The organism is Sediminispirochaeta bajacaliforniensis DSM 16054, from assembly GCF_000378205.1.
In the GTDB taxonomy this organism is placed as follows: domain Bacteria; phylum Spirochaetota; class Spirochaetia; order DSM-16054; family Sediminispirochaetaceae; genus Sediminispirochaeta; species Sediminispirochaeta bajacaliforniensis.
The window spans coordinates 41365-60732 of record NZ_KB899415.1 but is presented as its reverse complement, the minus strand read 5'-3'; the positions used below and the strand labels follow the sequence as shown (position 1 = coordinate 60732).

The following is a 19368-nucleotide window of genomic DNA, read 5'->3' as shown; positions in this document are numbered from 1 at the left end:
TTCTGCAACGAAGTATCTGCTATCCTCTCTGGCCCTTCTCAAGAACTCTACCGGCTATCCGATCGAGAGAAAGGACTTCGTCAACTCCTCCACGTTTAATCGCCTCGTTCGGCATTCCAAATACGACACAACTTTTCTCATCCTGCGCAATGGTAAAAGAGCCGGACTCATGCATCTCAGCCATCCCACGGGCCCCATCATCGCCCATCCCTGTCATAATGACACCTATGGCGTTTTTGCCTGCATAGCGTGCTGCAGAGCGAAACAGGACATCCACAGAGGGTCTATGTCTACTCACGAGTGGACCTTCCCGAACCTCTACATAATAGCGTGCCCCACTCCGTTTGAGAAGCATATGACGATTACCTGGGGCAATCAGCACATGTCCACGAAGTACGGAATCATTATTTGCCGCTTCTTTCACCGTAACACGTGCAAGTCCGTCCAGTCTTTTTGCAAAAGCAGCGGTAAAATGCTCGGGCATGTGTTGAACAATCGCAATACCGGGGGCGTCTACAGGAAGCTGCTCGATAAACTCCCGAAGGGCTTCGGTACCTCCTGTCGATGCGCCGATCACAACGACCTTATCCGTGGTATCAATTGTCAAAGGTGCGGTGCCCTTCGAAAGCACCGCATCTGCTGTCAGTTTTGGTTGTACCGTTCTCTGCGTAATGAGTACCGGCTTCTTTTCCACCTTGGTATACGCAGCGGCTTTTACTGCGTCACAGATCGTTACCTTCGATTCTTCAAGAAACTGTTTTGTTCCCATCTTCGGTTTTTGAATGATTTCAACCGCACCGTACTCAAGCGCATGGATCGCATTCTGGCTACCGTCTTCGGTCTTACTGGAACAGATTACCACAGGGACGGGATGAGCGTTCATCAGCCGGCGGAGAAATGTCAGACCATCCATACGCGGCATCTCGATATCAAGGACAATAACATCAGGAATGAAGCTCTCAAGCTTCTTCGCGGCAATAAGAGGATCGGCCGCTGTTGCGGCAACCTCCAACATAGGATCCGATGAGATGATATCTTTCATAGTCTGACGAACGACCGCCGAATCGTCAACAATCATGACTGTGAGTTTCTTTTCTTCCACTGCTCCTCCTAAATACGACGATATATGGTAGCCGCAACAGATGCAAAGGGAACATCCATCCCCGTTAAGGTTTCGGAATGACCAAGAAATAAGAACCCATTGGGCTTCATCGAACGTGCTATCTTTTCCAGCAAAAATTTCTGTCGATCACGATCGAAATAGATCATAACATTCCTGCAAAACACGACATCAAACATATCCCTGAAGGGTAAAACGGGATCCATAAGATTCAGGCGAAGAAACGAGACCAAAGCCCGCAATTCCGGTTTTACCCGAACTAAATTCTGTGCAGGGTCCTTACTCCTCGTAAAGTATTTCCGGACGAACTCTTTCGGTATCGGATCCAACCGATCTTTAAGATATATTCCGGAACGCGCCTTCGTAAGGACCTCTCCCGAGATATCTGTAGCGTAAATACGAAAATCAAAGCCGGGGTGCTGCTCCCGGAATTTCGAACCTTCAAGGGCAAGGGTGTAAGGTTCTTCCCCAGTGGAACATGCAGCCGACCATAACATTATCGGTTTGCCGTTCTGCTTCATGTGCAAATGAGGAAAAACCTTCTCCCGCAAATAATCAAAGTGGGCCGGCTCACGAAAAAAATCGGTCTTGTTGGTCGTAACCACGTCAATCATGGCGGGGATCTCAAGTTCTTGTCCATCTTTGCTAAAAAGGTATTCAACATATTCGGAAAAATTATTGAGTCCAAGATGTTTTAATCGCTTTTGCAGGCGACTTTCCAGCATCACCTTTTTAGCAGGAGGCATTCTGATACCAAGGTTCGTTTCGATGTAGGAACTTAAACGCTTAAACTCTTCATCGCGCAAATCGCGCTTTTTGAAGGTTTTGCTATAATCCATAGAGGTTCATCCGGCAACGGCAGCAGAAATCTTTGCAAGCTGCAGAATGTCAAGAATGAGAGCCACCCTTCCATCACCGAGAATAGTTGCTCCGGAAACCCCTTCCACGCGTTGATAGAGCGGACCCAGGCTCTTTATCACCGTCTGATGGTCCCCGATGACTTCATCAACGACAATACCGAATCTGGTAAAATCGAGCTCGGTCACAACAACCTGCCGAAGAGGGGTATCATCACTAGGAAGATCGAAAAGATCATCCAAGCGAACATAGGGGAGCAGTTTTTCACGGAATTCAAGAAGCCGCCGCCTACCGCGTTCCTCTGCTGCGTTTTCATCCAGCTCAACACACGCCTCAACCACAGAAAGGGGTACAACAAAAAACTCTTCACCCACCCGGACAAGCAATCCATCTACAATGGCGAGGGTAAGCGGCAACGAAATAGTAATTCGGGTGCCTTTTCCCGCTTCACTCCAAATCAAGACGGAGCCCCGCAGGGCCTCAATTTGCTGTTTAACAACATCCATCCCCACCCCGCGTCCGGAAACGGCGGTGATCTTCTTTGCAGTGGAAAATCCGGGAAGGAATATCGTCTGGAAAATATCCTCGTCACTCAGCTTTCCGTCGGGTGAAAGGAGCCCGCGTTCGACGCCCTTCGCCAATATTGCAGCACGATCAAGCCCTCCACCGTCGTCTTCGATGGAAATCTGGACCGTGGCTCCCACATGCCGGGCCGAAAGGAGAACCTTTCCAACCTCAGGCTTACCGCAGGAAGAACGGACCTCAGGCATTTCGATACCGTGATCAATACAGTTACGGATCAGATGGACAAGGGGATCACCCAGCTGTTCGATAACCGTCTTATCGAGCTCGGTTTCGGCCCCCTCTGCCTGTAATTCAACCTTTTTCCCCAATTCCAGGGAAAGATCTCTGACCAAACGACGAAATTTGCTGAAGGTGGTACCGATAGGAACCATTCTGAGGCTCATGGTATTATCCCGAAGCTCTTCAACCAACCGCTCAAGTTGCTCGGAGACAAGGCGCAGATGGCCGGATGCGTCATTCTCCTGAGCAGCCAGTTGGCTGATTCTGGCCTGAACGGTAACAAGTTCTCCGACGAGATCCACCAGAGAATCGAGTTTATCGCTTGCAACTCTTATCGACATTCCCGCTTTTCCGAGGGTTGCACTTCTTTTTTCCTGGACACGCTTGCCATGCTCCTGTTCCTGCAAGGCAGCCGAAATATCGCCACGGGAAACAGCCTTTGTTTCGACAAGCACTTCTCCAAGACGTTTCTGCTTTCCGAGAGCCTCCTTCAAGGTCTCTTCACTGATCACTCCGCGTTCGAGAAGAATATCTCCCAGTCGCCTTGACGGAGAGTTTTCAATCATATCGCTGAAACTTTCAATGGTATCGATTTGAATCGTCGAATCCGATTCGATGAAAATAAAGATATCGCGTATGGCGTTGATATCGGCTTTTGTTGTTAAGATGATTTCCCAGCTGCAAAAACAGGATTCGGGATCGAACTTCTTCAATCCTTCGATAGAATCAAGGCGGGGAATGATCGTGCAATCACCGAGTTCCCGAAGCTCACGCAAAAGCAGTATGGGATTAGTTCCCGATTTAAAAAGATAAGAAGGTGGAACAAAACGAATTCGGTACGTCACCTCTTCCTGATTCGATTCCTCCTTTTCCATTTCGGAAACCGCTTCTTCAGCCTCACCCTCTGTTTCCACATCAGAAGATTCCTCTCCCTTCGCCTGCTGCGCAAGCGTCCGAAAGGTCTGAAGAACCGCTTCACACTCCTCTTTTCGTTCGTTAGAATCCCCTTCCTCTTCCAGCATTTCCCGGATAAGATCCCTTGCCGAAAGAGTGGCATCGATTATCTGCCGATCGATGTGTAATTCGCCGTTTCGTACTTTATCAAAAAAAGATTCCACTTCATGGGTAAATTCCGAAATCGCATCGAAGCCGAACATGGCCGAAGATCCTTTTATCGTATGCATCACACGAAAGACCGACGACACAAGCTCCTTATCATCGGGGCTCGACTCCAATTCGAGAAGATCGCTTTCCAAAGACGCCAGAAGTTCGAAAGCCTCTTCACGAAAAGTTTCTTTGAAATTATCCATTGACGACAAAGCTGTTTCTCCTTCGGCCTTCAGTCAAAATCAATCAGTGAACGGTGTAATACGCTAAGATCGTCTACCGGCTCATTAAGGAATCCGGCATCAACCAAGGTATCCAAGAAAGCCTGAGAAGCCGTGCCGGTAAACTGAAATGTCTTTCCCTCTTTATCGGCCTGCCGTTTTGTCGCGTACATGAGCTGGATCACCGACAAGTCAATCTGCTCGACCTGCTCGACCTGAAAGAGAAGCGTATCGGTTTGTTTTAGCTTTGCCCGAATTTCATCGGCAAGAGAGGAAACCTGCTCTATTGTTGCTTTTGCCCCTAAGGCCACGACCACAGAGGAATCATTCTGTTCGTTCACACGAGCCTCCCTACATCAGTATAATCTACAGAAACGTTTTTGCAAGGAGAAGGAGAAACGAACTTAGAGAAAATTTGTAGTCTCGAGATAAGATGCCATCTGCACCCCGCTCTCGAGAAAGCCCGCCTTTCTTTTTTTTATCCTCAATACGGCAACAACAACACCAGGATCATCGATGACCTGCCATTTCTGGAGGGTAAAAGGATCAAGGGGAGAAAACCCCGTCTCATCCGCACTCGATCCGGAAAAGACCTCCTGCACCTGATAACGATCGGAGAAGAGACCGCCACCGATAAGTTCAACTCGCATACCGAACAGCGGAGGGAAAAGGTCCTCGGGGCGATCGATTTTGGCAAGGGGCAGAAATGGTGTCGGTTTTCGTTTTTCCATTCGAATAAGAAGAGATCGTTCCTGTCCATCTCTCAGCCAGCGAGTGGCAACGAGCTCACCGGGAGCATGATTGATCAGCAGAGGATGGACCTGAATTAACTTGTTCACCTTCGTACCATCAAACTCCGTCAACAGATCTCCGTACCGAATACCGACATTTTCCGCAGGAGAACCGGGTGCGACATAAATAACGCTGAGGCCTTCCTGGGTTTCCCTCACGGCAAAACCGATGGAGGGGAGAGGGGTATCACCACCTTTATATAATTTTTCCAACAACAAAAGTGCCCATTCCGAGGGGATGGCAAAATTGATCCCTTCAAACTGTTCTATTCCCGCAAAAACGATCCCGATCAACTCCCCGCTTGCATTAAGCAAAGGACCACCGCTGTTTCCATGATTGATAGGAACATCGACCTGAAAGACATCACCAAGTTGAAGGAATTTTCTTCCCGTTGAAGAAACAATGCCGGCGGTCAGGGTATTCTCAAGCCCTCCAGGAGAGCCGATGGCAAAAATTTTCTCTCCGACGTGGATCGTTTTATCGGGGCTAAAAGAAAGAAGCTGTTTTGGTTCTCTTTCGGTTTTAAGAAGCGCAAGGTCAAAGGTTTTGCTGTAGCCAACAACACGAGCGGGAATTCTTGTGTCACTATCATCGGAAAATTTCACATACAGGCGACTGTACCCTTCGTAGCTGGGGTCCACCTCGCTGGCAATGACATGGTAGTTTGTTATCAGATACCCACGTCTGTCGATAAAAAAACCGGAACCGATGACCCTGTCCGGTAAACCGACACCGCCGGTGATGGTCATCCCCCGATTGACCCATACGGTGGCCACGGCAGGAAGCTGTTCTTCGGGGCTGCGTTTCCTTCCATTAATAAAGGAACTAAGTGAGGAATCAAGCGTTTTTCCCCGATTCTGAAGCTCCCCGGCTATACGGGCCGCAACCGAACCGTTTGCTTCGGCCACCGAGAGCGCAGCTATCTCCTCTATCTGCGCATCCGAAAGGTCGTCGATCTCTTCAAAAAGGAATCGATTAAGAAAGGGAACAGGAGAATCATCCCCCGCCTCCTCAAGCTTTCGAAGAGCCAGCTCTCTTTCGTCCAGAAGATCAATATCTATCTCGGGATGGAGTATATGGAGGGCCGCAAGGCTCCTTCCCAGAGAAAGAGCAAGGTAGTAATCATTGGAATCGACAGCCTTATGGTAACTATCGACGAGCCCCTCGACGGACCGCGTAAAGAACCAGTCGAGGTTTTCATGTTCGCCCTCCTGCGGCTGCGAGGCGGGATCGAGAAGCTGGACTTCCTGAATCACCTCTTCATAACGTCCCGCCTCAAAGGCATCTTCAATGCCTTGATAGGTTACCTCTGAAAGAGGCTTACTCTCTCCACGAGGCTCCGGGCCGGAACTACAACCGATATATGCAATCGTGGAAACAAAAAGAAAAATCAGAACAGAGGCTCGCTTCGCTGCATCGTAATTCACGTCAAGTACCCTCCACTTCCTCGTTTAAACGAAAATCAAAGACCCCATCAAGCTTCGTCGAAACCTCCCGGACACTCCTTCCCGACTCGTCGATGTATTCGCGGCAGTCATAAAGACCGTCGTCGTTTAGGTCCCAGAGATAGACCGTTTGTTCTCCATGGGATTCCATGTATTCAGGATGTCCGTCGCCGTTTTCATCAAAGGTAAGCTCGATAAGTTTATTATCGAGATAGCGCTCTTTCACCTCAAAAATCCCATCATCGTCAGGATCCCGCTCTCGTATGATAAAGGTTCCATCACTTCGCCGCTGTTCTCTAACATCGCCCTCTCTCGGAGAGGTAATATGGTATTCAACACCCCCGGCAAAAGGCCGATCCATGGTAATCGTTTCACGGTTTTCCTTTACATACCGTTTTTCAGAAAGAGATCTGGCCGAAATACGTTCTTCGACAGGAAAAGTGATATGTACAACTGGCTTGCTGTCGTTCAAAGAATCCGTCAACCTGGGAAGATATTCGAGACGATGAATCATACTATATGGATATAGCATATAGGTGACGGTTCCTGTATCATCACTCAGTTCCGCCTGGTCAATATAGGGATAGTCCGCATAGGTCAGTTTCCAGGTATCGGATTGAATCGACGACGGTCTTCCATCCTCGAAATCCACACGATATTCATAGCGGCCATTCTGATCTTGATCAAGACGATATTCGGTAAGAATCCCATCCTTGTACCTTTCAGAGGTTTCAGAATATCCGTCACCATTCAGGTCACTAATAAGGAGCCCCGAAAAGGAAGCAAACCAGGCATCATAGGTTTCTCTATCGGTTTCGCCGGTAAAAAGGGATCGGAAAAAATGAATAGCTTCACGGGAAGCGGGAGTATGGGCGGTAAGTGCCCGTCCTATCAGCGAAGCACGCTCCTGCTGATCCACCACATCACCTATCCCCTCGGTTAAGTACCAGAAAAGATCTTCCCCGAAACGCTCTTTATACGCTCCTGCAATCTCGTGCTTCAGGTCTTGATTTCGCAGACGCACATAAAGCAGCTGATAAACATCTTTGTCGTAAGCAGAAAGCTGCCGCACCGCTTTTGGGTTATCAGGCGGCTTAATAAGAAAGGGAGGGAGATATCCGGCATCCACCTGCAAATACACCTTTACAGCAAGGGATGAAGAGGGATAACGGGAAGCAAGCTCCCTCGCAACATCGACGGATTCATCTTCCTTTCCAAGAAGTGAAAGGATTTTGACAAAAAGCGCCCCGGTCTCAGGAGTAATGTGCTCTCCTTCCGTCAATGGCAACAAATAAAGATACGATCGTTCCGGAAATCCAAGCCGCAAGGCGGTATCGGCCATACGACGCCGGAGCCGCTCCACATCAATCAGGGCCGTCTGGTCTGGGACATATGCGGCAGCGGTCTTTTCAAACAAACGAAGAGCCGATTCAAGTTCTCCCCCGTCGGCGGTAAGCAGAGCGGAAACCGCAAGAGCATCACGATTTCCCGGATCAAAAACCAGAGCCGCATTGGCGAGGCGGGATGCATCACTTTTTTCTCCCGCATTATAGGCGTCATAGGCATAGCCGGCATACAATGCTCCCAGTTCCGATTCTGCACCGGAAAGAGATCGTACCGGTTGAGCAAGAAGAAAAGCAGGAATCAAGCAAACTGCCAGAAAGAGGACAGGGAAGAACCGAGAAACCATACGTACCTCGCTACCGCTTCAATTCTTGCATACCGATCTCTTCGGAGCCTATTTCTCCTCATCCTCATTTTCGGGATCGCTTTCGGAATCTTCAGGCTCCGAAGTTTCTATTTTCAGACTTGTTATCGACTCCCGAGGAGGAAAACCGAGAAGGATTCTAATCTCGGCATCGTCAAGGGTCTCTTCCTTCACCAAATTTTTGGCAAGCGTATCAAGCTGATCTTTATGCTCGGTCAGAATCACGCGAGTTTCGTCCAGGGCATCCTTCAGGAGTGTTCGAACCGAGACATCAATTCTGGTTGCAGTATCCTCGGAATAATCTTTATGCTGGGCAATCTCTTTTCCGATGAAGATCGGTTCATCCTCCTGCCCAAGGGCCACGAAGCCAAGTTCATCGCTCATGCCCCATTCGGTGACCATTCGTCTGGCGATACTGGTTGCCTGCTTGATATCGTTTTGTGTTCCCGTTGTGGTCTCACCATAAATGAGCTCTTCAGCAACATATCCCCCCATAGCGATCTTTATCCGATCCATCAGCCAGCCTTTTGTTCTGGAATAGGTATCCCGCTCCGGCAAGGAAAGAGCAAGCCCAAGAGCCCTGCCGTGAGGAACAACGGTTACCTTGTGAAGAGGATCCGCATGTTTGAGATAATAGTGGAGCAATGCATGACCAGCCTCGTGATAAGCGGTGGCCCTTTTATCCTCCGGGGTAATAACCCGGGATTTTCGTGCGACACCCAGGAGGGTTTTATCTCTCGCCTCTTCGAAATCAAGCATACAAACCGTCTGACGATTGTTACGAGCGGCGAAAAGAGCCGCTTCATTGACCATATTGGCGAGATCGGCGCCTGAAGTTCCGGGAGTGGCCCTGGCAACTCTATTCAAATCCACATCATCGGCAAGCTGAATTTTTTGACAATGAATTGCGAGAATATCCTCCCGCTCCTTTACATCAGGCATATCGACAACAACCTGCCGATCGAAACGGCCGGGACGAAGGAGCGCAGGATCAAGAACATCAGGACGGTTCGTCGCCGCAAGAATGATCACTCCATCCTTCGTATCGAAGCCATCCATCTCCACAAGCATCTGATTCAAGGTTTGCTCGCGTTCGTCATGTCCGCCGCCGTATCCTGCACCACGGGTTCGGCCTACGGCATCAAGTTCATCAATAAAAATGATACAGGGAGCATGCCGCCTACCTTGCTCAAAAAGATCACGCACACGACTTGCGCCGACACCTACGAACATTTCGACAAAATCGGAACCCGACATATGGAAAAAGGCCACACCGGCCTCCCCGGCCACCGCCTTGGCAAGCAATGTTTTTCCCGTACCGGGCATTCCGACGAGCAAGACACCTTTGGGAATCTTCGCACCTATTTTTGTAAATTTCGTGGGATTCTTCAGAAAATCGACCACCTCTTCAAGCTCAAATTTCGCCTCGGACTGACCCGCAACATCATTAAAGGTAATTCGACTATCCTGCTCAAGATATTGCTTCGCCTTACTCTTTCCGAAGGAAAAGGCCTTGTTTCCCCCTCCCTGGACCTGTCTGAACATGAACCAGAAAAAAAGTAGAAAGAGCAGCCAGGGAATAAGTTCAAGAAAAACCCGGCCGGCAGAAAGCCCCTTGGTCCCTCCTGAAATATTAACATCGTGCTCTTCGAGCATAGGTATGAGATTATCGTGGTAATACGGAATGGTTGTGACGAAAACTACCGACTGCCCGTCGGAGCCCTTCATCGTTCCCCTGATTTCGCTGTTGTCAAGAATCTTAACAGCATCAACCTGTCCCTCTTTCAAATAATTGAGGAAACTGGAATAAGAAATTTCCATCTCCCCTCCGCCGGAATTCATCATGAAAAGAAGGACAAACATGATGATCAGCGAAATCAGAAAGAAGAGAGCAAACCTGTTCTTGTTAAAATCGAACTTTAGCTTGTTCGGATCGTTGCCATTCTTATCTGGCTGTCTGTTCTCGGGATTCACCTACATACTCCATTTTGATTGAACAATATTTCTTTCCACCAACGGCATATCTATCGGGAAAACCAAAAGGGCTGCCCAAAACGGCAGCGATACCGCGGCTATCTTCCAAAACAGGAACCATATTACGAAGACTCTGTGGCAGAGCCCATTCCTGAAAAAGTTTTTTCAGCCTTTTCTTCCCACCCGTCGTAGAAATAACATCCCCTTCCATTCGGTATCGAATAATCACCGGAGGGGTTAGCCCGGAAAAAGAAAGGCGAACCTTACCAATATTGGGAAGGTTTACCAGGCTACCATCCTGTATCCGTCTAATGTAACGGTTTTTTCCCCGAAGGACAACAACCCCGTCCCAAAAAATCCGATCTCCCCTCCTGCTTATCCTGGAACCGAATGCTTCAATCAAGGCTTCCGGCTTATCGTCCATGCGAATAATCCGTTCGACAAAGGGATATGGTAAACGCCGCTGAGAAGAATCGATTTCCGTATGGATGCGATAAAGAAAACGGCGGCGTGCCTCTTCCGGAGCGGCAAAAAAGGATTCGGCATCCCAGGAAACGGAGGAAGGAGATTCCTTCCTGAAGGGAATCTCAGGCAACAACGCTCTCAGCGCCGAATCGGCCATTCGTTGCTTTGCAAGAAAGGATTCTATGGCCGTACGATATGCGGGAAAAACAGAGGCGACAACAGGAATAATCTCGTTCCGAATACGATTACGCAGATACAAGTTCTCTCCGTTGGTCGAATCCGTCGAAAAGGAGAAATTCCGTTCTCTCAGGTAATCAAGCAAATCGGACTTTTTCACCGAAAGAAAGGGTCGAAAAAACGGCCCCCTGCGTTCGGGTATGCCCAAGGAGGAATCAAGGGCCGCCCCTTCGAAAAGACGCTGAAGGATCGTTTCCACCTGATCATCGAGGGTATGTGCCAAGAGGCAATAATCAAATTTCTCATGAGAAATGAGATTTTCAAAGCAGGAATAGCGGTATTGACGAGCCGCTGCCTCAACCCCGCTGCCTGACGCGCCTGCCTGTGAGACTATTTTCCCTTCTCCGGCGGATAGCAGATGCAGGGGAACATTCCAACGACGGGTCGCGGCCTGAATAATAGTACGTTCTTCCCGGCGTTCATCCTGGCTTCGCAGGCAGTGATCGATATACACAGCTTCAAGGGTAAAGTCGGCAGAAACGGAACGAAGCGCAACGGAGGCAGCAAGTAAAGCGGTAGAATCCGGCCCCCCTGAATAGGCAACAAGAAGCCTCCCCCCCGCTAAGGCCCCCACGGCTTCTAATTTCTGGCGCAACAGCGATTCAATGTCCGTTTTCACGATTCCTTCTATTAAAGCGGTTCATCACACTTTGCAGCTCCTCACCTTCAATAAGCTGGGTAACCGCTTCGGCGGCACGTACAATACCGGCCTCGACAGCCTTTTGTTCCTCTCCTTCGATAGGAATCCCAAGTACGTGATCGACAATGGTTCCCCCATTGGGGCGACCGATTCCTACATAGACACGAAGGAACTCTCCGGTCCCGGCGGCAGCGATGACCGATTTTAAGCCGTTATGACCGGCAGCAGAACCGCCTTTCCGAATACGAACCTGTCCCGGAGCAAGATCGAGATTATCGCACACAACGAGCATACTCTCAGATGAAGTACCGCTTTTCTGTAAAATTGCGGAAAGTACATCGCCGGAACGATTCATGAAGGTAAGAGGCTGGGCAAGAAAAAGCATCGCATCCGAATGTCTGTGCCTTGCAAAACGATACGGTGAGAAGAAGGGCCTTCGCCACTGAGCTCCGAATTCTTTGGCAAGAGTCTCTAAGACAAGAAACCCGACATTGTGTCGGGTTTCCCTATACTGCGGACCAGGATTTCCCAGACCGATACAAAGCTGATGTATCAAGGCAGAGAACTATTCTGCTGCAGAAGCTTCGGCAGCAGCCGCATCCGCTGCAGCAGCTTCCTCTTCGCCTTCCTCAGGAGCAGTTTCTTCAACCTTGGCAGTTGTGATTGAGGCGGCAACCATGTCCGTGCTGACAAGAACAGTAACCCCTTCGGGAACCGAGATATCGGATATGTGTCGAGAATCACCGATGGCCATACCCTCTACATTGATTTCGAGATGAGAAGGAATATCCTTTGGTAAACATTCGATTTCAATCTCGTGGAAACCAAGCTCGAGGATACCCCCCTCTTTTATCCCCTGGGCCGTTCCTACGGCATGCAGAGGTACATGGGTCTTCAGCTTCTTGCCCCGCTCGATCTCAAAAAAATCAAGGTGGGTCACTTCACCCCGCATAGTATTTTCCTGGTAATCCTTGATAAGAACATCGTACTCTTTTCCGCCGACAGAAATGGTAATGATCGTGCTCTCGGAAAGATCGGAATACTTCTTCTCAAACTCGTTGGCAGGGACGGAAATAGGCACGGGTTCTGAGTGGCCGTAAATAATAGCGGGAATCTTGCCCTCTCGGCGAAGCCTTTTGGCAGCACCTTTTTTTAGCTCGGTACGGGCGAAACCGGTTAACGTCTTCTGTTCCATGAAAAATCTCCTCCGGATCTTTTACTAAAAATATACCTGGGGCGGCAGGATTCGAACCTGCGAATACCGGCTCCAAAAACCGGTGGCTTAACCGCTTGCCAACGCCCCACTGTTCTGGCAACAGAGTTATGTTTCTATCATAGTTTAGATTTTTTTTCCACTAGAACGGGTGATTTTACTCCCTTTTTTCTATACCAATCTATTCATCTTAAAGACTTTCGTCGTCTTCGTAATGAGGGACATCCTCACCGCTCTCCAAAACACGTTCATATTCATCAAGAATCTGCTGTTGCAGCCGCCCACGGAAGTCGGAATTAATGGGATGTGCGACATCCTTGTATTCACCGCTCCTGGTTTTTCTACTCGGCATTGCAATAAAAGCACCATTCTTCCCATCGATGATTTTTACATTGTGTACCACAAAGCAATCGTCGAAGGTAATCGTCACATACGCTTTCAACTTGCTGTCGGAACCAAGTTTCCTGATGCGAATGTCAGTAATTTCCATAAATCCTCCATGCGCGTTGCACCTTTAGCTGTTATCGCCCATTGTAAACCGGGTCATACGGGCGCGCAAGCATTTTTCCAAGATGACAACGATAGCCCATGGATTTTAGCCTTTCAAAGGCCCAAAGGGCCGTTTTTTCCTCACCGAAGAGTCCGAAAAAGGTGGAACCGCTTCCCGACATCTGCGAATAGAGGGCTTCCTGGTCCTGCAACCGTAAAAGGAGGTCACGGGATTCGGGAAACTGCAAGAGAACCGGGGAGGTGAAATCGTTAAAAAAAGGCCATTGGGCAACAGGCCTGCGGTATGCTTCGCGTAGTTGCCCGGGGGAAAGGAAGCGGGGATGATCCGCTTTTTCGAGCCTAAACCTATCGATCGCGGCATAGGCATCGGGGGTTGAAATTCTCCAGGAGGGAAATACCAGCACAAGTGGATAAGCGGGAAGAGGTTCCACAGGTTCGAGCACCTCGCCCCTTCCCTGAGCTATCTCGGCCCCTGTGTGGAGGAAAAAAGGAACATCGCTCCCCAAAGAAAGGGCGATCTCATCAAGCCCCCCCCTTTCGGGAAAAGCCCCGAAAAAACGCTCAAGCAGCTTTAATAGCGCAGCGGCATCGGATGATCCCCCTCCGAGCCCCCCCCCCGCCGGGATCCTTTTCAAACAGGAAATGGTCAAACCAGGAGCCGGGGGAGCGTTCGGAATCCTCTTCTGTCTCTCTCGAAGATAGGCCGAAGCAGCCTTATACAGTAAATTGTCCTTCTTCAGACAGTCGAAATCCCCTTCAAGTTCCACCGTTCCCCTTTTTCCTTCCGTCCGCAGGCTCACCCTATCTGAAAGATCGACGAGGTGCATTAAGCTGAGAAGGTCATGATAACCGTCTGAACGAAGCTTTCCAACTTGCAGGTGAAGATTTATCTTGGCCGGAGCCTCTATGGTCAGTGTCATGATCGATAGTATAACCGCTACCATGCGTTAGTTCAATTTGACACGCTCTTCGTATCAACCTATACTGAGGGGCATGATAAACGGCCATTTATCGCTTTTTGAAAAAGCCTTCGAAGAGGTCCTCCATGAAATTGGATTTGCGGACCTTACGTATAAAGCGGCTCCCGAAATGAACCCTCCGAGTGAGGCCGTCGCGACCATCGGTATTACCGGGGATATCCAAGGATTCTTACTTCTACGCTCCGATACAAAAAGTCTGGTTGCGTTCATCTCCAAGGTCCTTGCCAATATGGGGATGGAAGAGAGTGAAGAAGGTTTTGGAAGCTTTCAGCGGGAAGCCTTCGGCGAGATCCTCAACCAACTTTCCGGAAGGTCGGTGATGCTTCTCGCAGATCACGGTTTCGAATGCGACATCACTCCCCCGACCCTGCTCATCGGGGCCAACATTTCTTACGACATCAGAGCGCTGGATGATTTCCTCAATCAGGATATTTCCGGCGGCTTCGGAAAGATCAATATCTTCGTTGGCATAAAAAAGGCAAAAGAATGGTCGAAAAAGAGTTGACATGTTTTATAGCCATCTCGTAGATTAGGTGTAGGTTAAGGTTGCCTCGACCGAAGTAACATGTTCTTCAGTACAGTAGATGCTTTCTGTATGAGAATCTTTTTGAGGGAGGGTTCACGTACGTAATGATGGACGAATTGGAAGATTTGGATTTTTTATCCAGCGCTGACGACGATCATCTCGACAATGACTTTGACGATTACGAGTCTGACTTTGATGATGATTTCGACGACTTCGAAGACGAACTGCTTGATGAAGAGTACGGAGAAGATCTCGACGAAGGGCTGGATGACGAAGAGGATTTCGACGAAGAGGAAGGCGAATTCCTCGACGAAGAAGACCTCGACTACGACGATGGTCTGGATTACGACGATTTTGATGCCTGAAACGATGTAAAGGCGGAAAGAAGAAACGGAGGGAGGACCAGCCAAGTGAAAAAAACGGCTCTTCCTCCCCTCTTATCTATCTTGCTTTCTTTATGGTTTATTCCCTGAAAATTACGTCACCTTCAAACCAGAGTCGTTCAAGGTCGTAAAAATCCCTCATTTCTTTGGTCATGAGGTGTATCACCAAAAAGCCGCAATCGATTAGCTCCCATCCGTCTTCGCCGATACGTTTATGTCGCTGAAGTAGTTCTACTCCAAGTTCGGCAAGTCTCTCTTTCACATTGCGGACCATTCCTTTCAGGTGTCCGAGACTGTTTACCGTCGAAATAAGAAAATAATCCGTCCAGCTACTTTTTCCCGTCAAATCGATGAGGACCGTATTTTCGCCCTTATGGCTACTGATTTCCTCCGCCAACGCCAGGGCCGCCCGCTTCATCTCATTCCTCCTTGCAGTATCTTCCATCAAAATCCTTTCCTAAAACAATAGTTACATCAATAAGAACATCGCTATCGGTAGTTGAAGCAAGGGATGTTTCCGAAGCGCTTCGAACATCCTTGCACCTGATAAGGTTCGCTACCCGCTGAGCCTTTGTGATATCACCTGTATGATCGACGACATAACTCTTTTCTACCTCGGTTTCGGGTGCATTTCCAATGCCGACGACCTCATACCCAAAGCCCTTAAAAACAGTAGAGGTTCTTCCCGCCAGACCATTTCTTGAAGTGCCATTCAAAATCTCAAGTGATAATGTCAACTCTTCATTACTCAGGATTTCCTCACTGGCGATGGAAACGAGGGTTTGTTCCACCGCTTCCCGGACGACCTTTCCTTCATAATGAGGAAACAGAAGTTCCTTCCCATCGACATTCCGTATCGTCCCCAGAATACGTTGAAATACAACCCGATCAGCATCAAAGAGAGTAAGCGATTCAAGATAGGAAGAGAAGGCCCGTCTATTGAGGTTGGTGGAAATACGTTTATGCAAAAGCTTCTCAGCACTTCCTTCCATAAGCAAGGAAGCCTCTTCCCCCATCCGACCGAAAAAGGCCTGAGCGAGACGCTGACGCCGGTTTATGCGTTCAATATCCGACTCGTCGGGATCATGATAGGTTCCGTACAGCGCGGCCTTTGCTCCGTCAAGTCTGACGCTTCCGGACGGGAGGAGAACGATCTGGTCGTTCTCCATATATTCAACAGGATTGGCGATAAAGAGATCAACACCTCCCATGAGATCCACCACACCTTCGAGATCCTCATAGGAAAGAATGATGTGATACGGAATATCTACCGCCATCATTTTGGCCACGGCATTTCGAAATTCATCAGGATGCTCCGGATCAAAAATCGTTTCGATACGATCAATCCTCTTCAATGAGGGTATCATCAGACCGAGTTCTCCCGGAATATCGAAAAAAGCGCCTTTTCCGGTAAGCGGATGATAGATAAAAAGTTCCGAAAAGAGATGCTCATCCCCCTCGTGAACGGAAAACAACACAGGAATATAATGCTGTTCCGAACGGAGAGCGGCAATCTCGTCGGTTCTAGTATTAACGTATAAAAAAACGACCGTTATTCCGAGAATAAGAAGCAACACCGCCAAAAGCAGCAGTGCCTTATTTGAGTTTTCTGTTTTTCGCCTCACAGCTACCTCGTTTTAGCTCATCATATAAAAGGAGAGACTCCTTGACAATCCGTCTGCCCTGTGATCGTAGATAGGCAAGCTGATGCTCAAGCACGACGATACAGAGAGAATCCAGGGTTTCGCAACGTTCACTCGCCTCCAGCAATGTCCGATCGAGATGATCCCTGCCTGGTTCAAGATAATCGGCACAAAAGATGATCTTGGCGATCGTACCCATCCCCGGTTTTCCTGCGGTATGGAACTCGACGGCTTCACAGACGGCAGCAGGACAATCCGGGAATATCGCTTTCAGAAGGCGGACTCCATACCAGCCATGCAGCAACAACGGGTGCTCCTCTTCTTCCGGGCTGACCTTGCGCCCAACCGCTTTGGCTGTTTCAAGAACCACAGAAGGCTTCTCACCTCGCCCAAGGTCATGGGCAATTCCGGCAAGCCTTCCGAGCTTCTCATCCGCGTCAAACCTCCCGCATAAGCGGGCTGCAGCCTCCGCAGTTCGGACAGCATGTTGATATCGTAAGGGAGATAGCAGGCGTTTCGCCTCGACATCGACTCTTTGATACATCTTCTCGAGATTCATCTTCATCGATACAGGCCAAGATCCTCAATCATGTGGTAGACAATCTCGGGAACAAGAAAGCGATAGGCCTTTCCATCTCGCACCCGTTTCCGGATATCGCTCGAACTAATGGGAAGAAGAAGGTTTTCAATGGCAACGGAGAGTTCGGAGCATAAAGGAAGCGCATGATGTTCCCGCCTAGCAACCACTACATCGACCATTGCAGAGAGATGATTCCAACGTTTCCATCCGTTCAAGCCATCAAGAAGATCATCGCCTACGACAAGAGCCGGTTTCCCCTCAAAAGTATACGTTCGATAAATATAATCGACAGTATCGGCGGTATAGGAAACACCCTTCCGTTTGATTTCACAATCATCGACGATAAACCCGGCGGGTTCTGCGGCTTTCCGAACCATCTCAAGACGAAGCTGGGGATCAATCAGATCGTCGGGTCTTTTGTGGGGAGAAACGAAAGAAGGAATGAAAACAACCTGATCGTACCCTCCATCGGTCCTCAACTCATCAGCAAGATGGAGGTGCCCCACATGGATCGGATTAAAACTACCTCCGAAGAGGGCCATCCTCATTTCGAACGCTCCGCTTCTTCGCAGAGTCGACCAAAAGCCTGGCCCAGCTCCCGAATCCCAAGACCGATAAAAGTGGAAATTCCCAAGATCGATTCATTTGGTAATAAGGCCTTCAACTCTTCAAAGCGCCCCATCGTTTCGGGAAGATCCAGTTTCGTAGCAACGATCAGCCTCGGTTTCTCGGCTAAAATAGGATCGTAAGAGGCAAGCTCCCTAAGTAAAACAGGAAAAGCCTCGGCATAGCGATCATCGGAAAGGTCGATAAGAAAGGCAAGCCCTGTTGTACGGGAGATATGCCGAAGAAAGGTATGCCCGAGACCGGCTCCCTGAGAGGCGCCCTTGATAAGGCCAGGGATATCGGCAAGGATAAGCTCCCTATAGCCGATATTCATCATCCCAAGATTAGGAATCTTTGTGGTGAACTCATAGGATGCGACCTCGGGCTTTGCATTGGTAGCGGCCTTCAGCAGGCTTGATTTTCCGGCATTCGGGAAACCGACGAAGCCTATATCGGCAATCAGGCGAAGTTCAACATGCACCCTTGCCTGAATTCCCTCTTCCCCATCCTGAGCGAAACGGGGAATCTGGCGTCTTGCAGATTTGAAGTGCGTATTTCCCTTGCCCCCGCGGCCTCCGGAGAGAAAAATCCAACTTTCCCCCTCCTCCAATTCCGCAAGATCTTTTATGATCTCTTCGCTCTGGGGGTCACGCAAAATAGTCCCCGGCGGAACCGGAATAACAGCATCGGCGCCGTTACGGCCATGCCGACGCTGGCCGCTGCCGGCCTGCCCAGCCTCAGCACGAAAGTGGCGTTCCTTTTTCAAATGTGCAAGCGTTCGCAAATTTTTCCGAACAAGAAAGACAACATTTCCACCGTTCCCCCCGTCACCGCCATCAGGTCCCCCTTTGGGAACATATTTTTCACGACGAAAGGAAATGGCGCCGTTACCTCCGGATCCGGAGGCAACGTCTATATAGGTCTCATCAGCGAAACCAATCACGAGTTTTGACTTATTGCGCTATGGGATCGATATTGATGTAGTGTCGCCCAAGTCGTCTCTTGAATACGACGGTCCCGGCTTCTTTTGCAAAGAGGGTATCATCCTTTCCTTTTCCTACATTCAAACCGGGATGAAATTTCGTCCCGCGCTGTCTGACGATGATTTCTCCTGCCTTTACGACCTGTCCGCCGGCACGCTTTACTCCAAGCCGCTGAGCTGCGGAGTCTCGACCATTCTTGGAACTTCCGCCACCTTTTTTATGTGCCATTTCACGCTACTCCTTGAATCTTTTTACCCTCAACGAACATTGTCGGGGAAATGTCTCATGGAGGTCGGAAAGACCAGTCAGCAAAAACTGAGAAGCCCCCTGAAAAAGAGGCTCCCGTTCCCGACAGGGCTTACCAACACTCGCATACAAAACGCCGGATTTCGGCGCTTCTCCTTCAACGGACTCTATCCCTCCAATCTCGATCCAGCGGAGATAGGTCCGAACAAGAACCGTAACGGCGGCACAAACAGGATTTTCGCCCTTGGCAAAACCGAGGGCATGTCCTTCCGCCGTCATTTCCCGGACGATTCCGGCCTCGTCAAGAGAGACGACTACCGTTACCAT

Annotated in this window: 21 protein-coding genes and 1 tRNA gene; 2 read left to right on the top strand and 20 right to left on the bottom strand. The window is 49.3% G+C overall.

What is annotated here, in order from left to right:
• Nucleotides 1–19: 19 nt before the first annotated feature.
• The 13 genes from F459_RS0110745 to ispE form a co-directional block, all read right to left on the bottom strand.
• Nucleotides 20–1102 (bottom strand): protein-glutamate methylesterase/protein-glutamine glutaminase, encoded by a 1083-nt coding sequence (locus tag F459_RS0110745; protein ID WP_020612727.1) that lies wholly within the window; start codon nucleotides 1100–1102, stop codon nucleotides 20–22.
• A gap of 8 nt (nucleotides 1103–1110) precedes the next feature.
• Nucleotides 1111–1959, bottom strand: a complete 849-nt coding sequence (locus F459_RS0110740) for a CheR family methyltransferase (protein WP_020612726.1) — start codon at nucleotides 1957–1959, stop codon at nucleotides 1111–1113.
• Between the two features lie 6 nt (nucleotides 1960–1965).
• Nucleotides 1966–4092, bottom strand: a complete 2127-nt coding sequence (locus tag F459_RS0110735) for a chemotaxis protein CheA (RefSeq protein WP_020612725.1) — start codon at nucleotides 4090–4092, stop codon at nucleotides 1966–1968.
• 29 nt (nucleotides 4093–4121) lie between these two features.
• Nucleotides 4122–4451, bottom strand: coding sequence for an STAS domain-containing protein (locus F459_RS0110730; RefSeq protein WP_020612724.1), 330 nt, complete (start codon nucleotides 4449–4451; stop codon nucleotides 4122–4124).
• A 63-nt stretch (nucleotides 4452–4514) separates the two neighbouring features.
• Nucleotides 4515–6329: a S1C family serine protease gene (locus F459_RS0110725; RefSeq protein ID WP_020612723.1), complete on the bottom strand. Its 1815-nt coding sequence runs from the start codon at nucleotides 6327–6329 to the stop codon at nucleotides 4515–4517.
• A 1-nt stretch (nucleotide 6330) separates the two neighbouring features.
• Nucleotides 6331–8037 carry a tetratricopeptide repeat protein gene (locus F459_RS0110720; protein ID WP_020612722.1) on the bottom strand — a complete coding sequence of 569 codons (1707 nt, stop codon included), beginning with the start codon at nucleotides 8035–8037 and terminating at the stop codon, nucleotides 6331–6333.
• Nucleotides 8038–8085: 48 nt separating this feature from the next.
• Nucleotides 8086–10029 (bottom strand): ATP-dependent zinc metalloprotease FtsH, encoded by a 1944-nt coding sequence (gene ftsH / locus F459_RS0110715; RefSeq protein WP_020612721.1) that lies wholly within the window; start codon nucleotides 10027–10029, stop codon nucleotides 8086–8088.
• Nucleotides 10001–11350, bottom strand: coding sequence for a tRNA lysidine(34) synthetase TilS (gene tilS, locus F459_RS0110710; protein WP_020612720.1), 1350 nt, complete (start codon nucleotides 11348–11350; stop codon nucleotides 10001–10003). Before tilS ends, ftsH begins: the two co-directional genes overlap by 29 nt.
• Nucleotides 11334–11927, bottom strand: coding sequence for an aminoacyl-tRNA hydrolase (gene pth, locus F459_RS0110705; protein ID WP_020612719.1), 594 nt, complete (start codon nucleotides 11925–11927; stop codon nucleotides 11334–11336). Before pth ends, tilS begins: the two co-directional genes overlap by 17 nt.
• A 9-nt stretch (nucleotides 11928–11936) precedes the next feature.
• A complete protein-coding gene (locus tag F459_RS0110700) occupies nucleotides 11937–12566 on the bottom strand; it encodes a 50S ribosomal protein L25 (RefSeq protein ID WP_020612718.1) in 630 nt (209 codons plus the stop codon).
• Nucleotides 12567–12602: 36 nt separating this feature from the next.
• Nucleotides 12603–12675 (bottom strand) — tRNA-Gln (locus F459_RS0110695).
• Nucleotides 12676–12774: 99 nt separating this feature from the next.
• Entirely contained in the window at nucleotides 12775–13074 is a 300-nt protein-coding gene (gene spoVG, locus F459_RS0110690) for a septation regulator SpoVG (protein ID WP_020612717.1), read from the bottom strand.
• Between the two features lie 31 nt (nucleotides 13075–13105).
• Entirely contained in the window at nucleotides 13106–14014 is a 909-nt protein-coding gene (gene ispE / locus F459_RS0110685; RefSeq protein ID WP_245540148.1) for a 4-(cytidine 5'-diphospho)-2-C-methyl-D-erythritol kinase, read from the bottom strand.
• A 73-nt stretch (nucleotides 14015–14087) separates the two neighbouring features.
• Between ispE and F459_RS0110680 the strand changes: the two genes are divergently transcribed.
• On the top strand, nucleotides 14088–14579 hold the full coding sequence (locus F459_RS0110680) for a chemotaxis protein CheX (RefSeq protein WP_020612715.1): 492 nt from the start codon (nucleotides 14088–14090) through the stop codon (nucleotides 14577–14579).
• Nucleotides 14580–14704: 125 nt separating this feature from the next.
• On the top strand, nucleotides 14705–14965 hold the full coding sequence (locus F459_RS0110675; protein WP_013254400.1) for a hypothetical protein: 261 nt from the start codon (nucleotides 14705–14707) through the stop codon (nucleotides 14963–14965).
• A 97-nt stretch (nucleotides 14966–15062) separates the two neighbouring features.
• Here the strand turns inward: F459_RS0110675 and rsfS are convergent, their stop codons facing one another.
• The 7 genes from rsfS to F459_RS0110640 are packed head-to-tail and all read right to left on the bottom strand — an operon-like array spanning nucleotide 15063 to nucleotide 19368.
• Nucleotides 15063–15401, bottom strand: a complete 339-nt coding sequence (gene rsfS / locus F459_RS0110670) for a ribosome silencing factor (protein ID WP_013254399.1) — start codon at nucleotides 15399–15401, stop codon at nucleotides 15063–15065.
• A 1-nt stretch (nucleotide 15402) separates the two neighbouring features.
• Entirely contained in the window at nucleotides 15403–16608 is a 1206-nt protein-coding gene (locus tag F459_RS0110665) for an LCP family protein (RefSeq protein WP_020612714.1), read from the bottom strand.
• Nucleotides 16580–17191, bottom strand: a complete 612-nt coding sequence (locus F459_RS0110660; protein ID WP_020612713.1) for an HD domain-containing protein — start codon at nucleotides 17189–17191, stop codon at nucleotides 16580–16582. The genes F459_RS0110665 and F459_RS0110660 overlap by 29 nt, the downstream gene beginning before the upstream one ends.
• Complete coding sequence (gene nadD, locus F459_RS0110655) at nucleotides 17188–17754, bottom strand: nicotinate (nicotinamide) nucleotide adenylyltransferase (RefSeq protein ID WP_020612712.1); 567 nt, start codon at nucleotides 17752–17754, stop codon at nucleotides 17188–17190. Before nadD ends, F459_RS0110660 begins: the two co-directional genes overlap by 4 nt.
• A complete protein-coding gene (gene obgE / locus F459_RS0110650) occupies nucleotides 17751–18755 on the bottom strand; it encodes a GTPase ObgE (protein ID WP_020612711.1) in 1005 nt (334 codons plus the stop codon). The genes nadD and obgE overlap by 4 nt, the downstream gene beginning before the upstream one ends.
• A gap of 10 nt (nucleotides 18756–18765) precedes the next feature.
• Complete coding sequence (rpmA, locus tag F459_RS0110645) at nucleotides 18766–19023, bottom strand: 50S ribosomal protein L27 (protein WP_020612710.1); 258 nt, start codon at nucleotides 19021–19023, stop codon at nucleotides 18766–18768.
• 6 nt (nucleotides 19024–19029) lie between these two features.
• On the bottom strand, nucleotides 19030–19368 hold the full coding sequence (locus F459_RS0110640) for a ribosomal-processing cysteine protease Prp (RefSeq protein WP_020612709.1): 339 nt from the start codon (nucleotides 19366–19368) through the stop codon (nucleotides 19030–19032).